Here is a 5,401-nt window from a genome sequence, read left to right on the forward strand (position 1 = left end):
CGATGATCCGCCACTCCGCATCACTGAGATCGAAACGGGCCATGATCTCCTCCGTCAGGAGGTTGAATCACTTTACACCCGCTTCGGGAATCCCCTTTATGGGTACAGAACCTAGCCCCGCAGCCCTCGGCTTTTGTGAAACGGCCGCCCGCCTGCCCGGCACCACATGCTTAAGCGCAGCGCCGCTCCGGCAAGACGGTGCAACACGCGACGTTTAACTCCGCAATTCGTGCAGCCCCTCATACAGTTTCAGCGCCTCGGGATTGGCCAGTGCTTCGGTATTCTTCACCGGCCGGCCATGCACCACATCACGCACCGCAAGCTCGGTGATCTTGCCGGACTTGGTGCGCGGGATGTCGGCGATCTGGATGATCTTGGCCGGCACATGGCGCGGCGAGGCGCCGGTGCGGATCTTCTTCTTGATGGTGTCGCGCAAGGCATCGTCCAGCGTGACGCCGTCCTTCAGCCGCACGAACAGGATGACGCGCACGTCACCGTCGAAATCCTGTCCGATTGCGATCGCCTCCAGCACCTCCGGAATCTGTTCGACCTGCGCGTAGATCTCGGCGGTGCCGATCCGCACGCCGCCGGGATTGAGCGTGGCGTCGGAGCGGCCATGGATAATCATGCCGCCATGCCTGGTCCATTCGGCGAAGTCGCCGTGGCACCACACATTGGGGAAGCGCTCGAAATAGGCCGCGCGATACTTTTTCCCGTCCGGATCGTTCCAGAACATCACCGGCATCGAGACGAACGGCTTCACGCAGACCAGTTCGCCCTTCTCCTGCTCGATATGCCGGCCCTCGTCCGACCACACATCGACCGCCATGCCGAGACCGGCGGCCTGGATCTCGCCGCGCCAGACCGGCGCGGTCGGATCGCCCAGCACGAAACACGACACGATGTCGGTGCCGCCCGAGATCGAGGCGAGATGCAGGTCGCGCTTGATGTCGGAATAGACGTAATCGAAACTTTCGGCGGCCAGCGGCGAGCCGGTCGAGGTCATCACCCGCATCGCCGGCAGATCGTGGGTCTTGGCCGGATTGACGCCGGCCTTCTTGCAGGCGTCGATGTATTTGGCCGAGGTACCGAACAGCGTGATCTTCTCGTCCTGCGCATAATCGAACAAGACGTCGGGCTTCGGCGCAAACGGCGAGCCGTCCCACAGGATCAGCGTCGCGCCGGCGCCGATGCCGGAGACCAGCCAGTTCCACATCATCCAGCCTAGCGTGGTGAAATAGAACACGCGATCGCCATCGCGCACATCGCTCTGCAGGCGATGCTCCTTCAGATGCTGCAGCAGCGTGCCGCCGCCGCCATGCACGATGCATTTCGGCACGCCGGTGGTGCCGGACGAATAGAGAATATAGACCGGGTGATTGAACGGCACGCGGGTGAAGGTGACGGACCTTGCCGCAAAATCCTTCAGAAAGCCGTCGAGCGTCACAGCCCGAGGCACCTTGGCCGCGACGGCGTCGGCGGTCTTCAGATAGGGAACGATCACCACCTTCTGCGCGGTGGGAAGCTGGCTTGCGATCGCGGTGAGCCGCTCCGTGAGGTCAAGCGCCTTGCCGTTATACCAGTAGCCGTCGACCGCGATGAACACCTTCGGCTCGATCTGGCCGAAGCGGTCGAGCACGCCGCGTTCGCCGAAATCCGGCGAACAGGACGACCAGATCGCGCCAAGCGAGGTGACGGCGAGCATCAGCCCGACGGATTCGGGCAGATTGGGCAGCATCGCGGCGACGCGGTCGCCCTTGCCCACACCGGCCGCGGCCAGCGCCTGCTGCGCCCGCGACACGAAGACATGCAGATCGTCCCATGACCAGCGGTAGGACACCTTGTCTTCCCCACGGAACACCAGCGCATCGCCCGGCCCGGTCTTGCGCAGCAGATTCTCGGCGAAGTTGATCTGCGCATCGGGGAAGAACCGGGCGCCAGGCATCCGCTCGCCGTCGATCAGGCGCCGAGCGCCCTTGTCGCCGATCACGCCGCAATAATCCCAGACCTGGTCCCAGAACAGGTCCGGATGCGCAACCGACCAGCCGTGAAGCTCTTTGTAGGAGGTCAGCGCGAGACCGTACCGGGCGTTCACCTGCCGCATGAAGTCCATGACCTGGGTCGCGGCCGCGCGCTCCGGGCGCGGCGTCCACAGCGGTGTGTCAGTCATCGTCAGATTTCCCCTCCGGCACGAACACAGATTGCCGGCCCCCCATACACCAGCACAGCAGGCAAGGTCAGCGGTCAAGATCGGCCCGTAAGCCAGCGGGCGAAAGGCCTCGGCCTCCACCGTGCGATGCTCCATCGCGATTGAGCATGCCGATGCCGCGGAACCGGCCACGAAAGCGTCACAGACGGGTGGTGTTTTGCGGCCGGCGCAAGGTTGCGCGCCGCGACCCATGGCCCCTATAGTTCGGCCGCCTCGAAACCGGAAAACATGACGTTGTCAGCGGTCACTGGCTTCAAACGCCTGGCTCTTGCGGTCGGTGCCCTGGTTTTGGGCGTGTTCGGCGCACTCGCCGTCGTCTCCTTCCTGATTCCGAAGGACCATGTCCGTGAAGCGGTGAAGTCGGAGATCAAGGCCGCAACCGGACTCAATCCGCTGCTGCGCGGCGATGTTTCGGTCTCCCTGTTTCCGTCCGGCCAGGTCGCCCTGACCGACGTGGCGCTCGGCGAGGATATGGCCGAGCCGCCGCTGCATGCAGCCCGGCTGGTCGCCCGTCTGAGCTTCCTGCCGCTCCTGATGGGCCGGATCGACATCGCCGACATTACCCTCGAAAATCCCCGTATCATCCTCGCCATGGACGAACGCGGCCGCTCCAACTGGGCGCGGCTGATCAGTTCACTCGGCCGTGCGGTCGAACCGGAAGCGCCCTCCTTTTCCGAAATCCGCATCAACAACGGGACGCTGATCGTTCGCGACGATTTCCACAAGATCTACGAGGTGGTTTCGCATGCGGATCTGTCGCTCGCCTGGCCGGCGATTTCTCGCAGCTTTGCGGCAACCGGCCATGTCCGGTATCGGGGCGAGCCGCTGGAAATCGGCGTCACGCTCGCCAATTTCAATGCCGCCCTGCAGGGCGAACGCTCGACGCTGAAGGCGCGGGTTGGCGGCGCCCTCTTCAAGTTCACCTTTGACGGCGCCGTTGCGACCCGGCCGACCCTCAAAATCGAAGGCGCCACATCTGCCGATTCGCCCTCGCTGCGGCGCGCACTGCTCTGGCTCGGCAAGAAGCCGCTGCCCGGCGGCGGGTTCGAGCGGATGTCGCTCAAGGCACAGGCCAACGTGGTCGGCGGCACCGTCGCACTATCGCAGGTCAATCTGGAACTCGATGGCAATGCCGCCGAGGGCGTTCTGACCTTTGCGGCAGACGGCCGCCAGACCCTGCAGGGCACGCTGGCCGTCGACCATCTCGATCTGACGCCCTATCTGTCGACGGTCCGCCTGCTGACCTCCACCGAACGCGAATGGAGTCGCACGCGCCTCAACCTCGACGGTCTCGCCACCGCCGATTTCGATCTGCGGCTCTCGGCCGGAAAAGTCACCATCGGATCGACCAGCCTGGGGCGCACCGCGATCGCCACCAATCTGCGCGGCGGCAAGCTCGGCGTCTCGATCGGCGAATCGCGCGGTTTCGGCGGCGTCATTCGCGGCAGCCTCGGGCTTGCCAAATCCGAACACGGCGCGAGCTTCACCTCCCAGCTTCAGTTCGACGGCGTCAACCTCGAACGATGCATCGGCGACATTTTCGGCGTGAAGCGGATCGAGGGCCGCGGCAACATGACCGTGACGCTCGAAGGCTCGGGGCCGAATGTCTACGCGCTGACCCGAACCCTCAATGGCGAAGCGACACTCACGGCGAACAAGGGCGCGCTGACCGGCATGAATGTCGAGCAATTGCTGCGACGCCTGGAGCGCCGGCCGCTGTCCGGCGGCAACGAATACCGCACCGGCCGCACACCGTTCGAGCAGCTGGCTGTGAATCTGACGATCACCGACGGGAAGATTTCGGTCGAGGACGTGACCTTGCGGGGAACCGCCGTCCGCCTTGCCATGATCGGGGAGGCCTCGATCCCCTCGCGCGATCTCGACATGAAAGGCGTGGCGACGCTGGTCGCCGCCGGCGCCAATGCGAAACCGTTCGAACTTCCCTTTGCCGTGCAGGGGCCCTGGGACGATCCGCTGCTGCTGCCCGACGCCCACATCCTGATCCAGCGCTCCGGCGCCGCGGCCCCGCTTCTGGAGGCGCTGCGGGCACGGCGCGAACAGGCGCGCCAGCCGCCTGCCACACCCGCCGCCCAGCCTGTCATGCCCATGATCCGGGAGGCCGCACCCGCCGCGGTTTCGCCGCCGCTTGTCAGGGACAGCGACGCGCCCGCGGTCTCGCCGGTTCCGGCAACGGGGCTGTCACCCGCTGAGGAGCCGCAGCCGGATGTCACCTCGGGTGCGCGCGAAGCCGCCATGCCTCCCGACCGGGACAAAGAGTCCGCGGCCGGCGTCGGCACGCCGCTTCAGCCCGACAGCGCCACCGAAGCCACAACGCGCGCACCGGCAAAGCCATAGAGGCGGGCCGGTCATCATCCATAGTGGCCTGCGCGCATTCGGCCAGACTTTCGGGGCACGCATTTTCAACGGCGGGCCGTTACCCACTTTGCCAGAAAACACTCTATGATTCGCGAAAGTGCGAATCAGAGACCGCGGATGCTGTTTCCTCTCCTGCGCACGCTGGTGAAGATCGCCGTCGCCTCGCTGATCGTCGGCACCATCCTCTCGCATTTCGGCATCACCGCCGAAGCGTTGCTGCGCGAGGCCGGCGTTACGCCCGAGCGGGTCAGCGAATATGGCCGGCGGGCCTGGGACTGGGCCGCGCCGAACCTGATGCTTGGCGCTCTCGTGATCCTGCCGGTCTGGTTCCTGGTGTTCCTGTTCCGGCCGCCCGGCGCCAAGAGCGAGTGAGCTCAATCGCTACAGCCCGCGCAACATCCCCGTCTTCGGGTGACAATTGCGGTACTCGAAAGACTGCTCGTCCGCCGCAGCCACCGTGACCTCGTGATAAAGGCGCAGCTTCGCTGCCGGGCCGAGCTTCATCAGATAGCGCATCGCCGCACCGAAGATTGCAACATGGGTCGGGTGCGATTCCGCCCAGCGTTCCAGCGCGTCGAGGCTCCTCCACCAGCTCATGCCGAAGGTTTTCTCAAGCTTTTGCCCGTCCTCGCCGATCACCGTCATGTAGCGATTGGCAAAGCAGCCGCAGGACAGACCCTCGTCGCGCAGGAATTCCATCCCGGCGCGCAGCACCGGCTCGACGTCGTCGAGATACATCTTGCGTTCGGCATCGTCGGTATCCGACCAGTCCTGCCCGGACCGGATCAGGCAAAGATTGTGGTGCGGCACGATGCG

Annotated in this window: 4 protein-coding genes; 2 read left to right on the forward strand and 2 right to left on the reverse strand. The window is 65.0% G+C overall.

What is annotated here, in order from left to right; translation table 11 throughout:
* Positions 1–214 precede the first annotated feature (214 nt).
* A complete protein-coding gene (locus tag ACK41X_RS22315) occupies positions 215–2,170 on the reverse strand; it encodes an acetoacetate--CoA ligase (RefSeq protein WP_409728161.1) in 1,956 nt (651 codons plus the stop codon).
* Positions 2,171–2,443: 273 nt separating this feature from the next.
* Between ACK41X_RS22315 and ACK41X_RS22320 the strand changes: the two genes are divergently transcribed.
* Together ACK41X_RS22320 and ACK41X_RS22325 are read left to right on the forward strand one after the other, a co-directional pair.
* On the forward strand, positions 2,444–4,564 hold the full coding sequence (locus ACK41X_RS22320) for an AsmA family protein (RefSeq protein ID WP_409728164.1): 2,121 nt from the start codon (positions 2,444–2,446) through the stop codon (positions 4,562–4,564).
* A gap of 138 nt (positions 4,565–4,702) precedes the next feature.
* Positions 4,703–4,957, forward strand: coding sequence for a DUF6460 domain-containing protein (locus tag ACK41X_RS22325; protein WP_409728167.1), 255 nt, complete (start codon positions 4,703–4,705; stop codon positions 4,955–4,957).
* A 9-nt stretch (positions 4,958–4,966) separates the two neighbouring features.
* On the opposite strand, the gene ACK41X_RS22330 is transcribed toward ACK41X_RS22325, so the two are convergent.
* The coding region (locus ACK41X_RS22330; protein WP_409728170.1) for a phenylacetaldoxime dehydratase family protein at positions 4,967–5,401 on the reverse strand (435 nt) is incomplete at its 5' end.

The organism is Pseudorhodoplanes sp. (assembly GCF_046289595.1).
Lineage (GTDB): Bacteria > Pseudomonadota > Alphaproteobacteria > Rhizobiales > Xanthobacteraceae > Pseudorhodoplanes.

Coding starts and splice junctions, on each gene's coding strand:
- ACK41X_RS22315 (WP_409728161.1), bottom strand. CDS start 2,170: ATGACTGACACACCGCTGTGGACGCCGCGCCCGGAGCGCGCGGCCGCG.
- ACK41X_RS22325 (WP_409728167.1), top strand. CDS start 4,703: ATGCTGTTTCCTCTCCTGCGCACGCTGGTGAAGATCGCCGTCGCCTCG.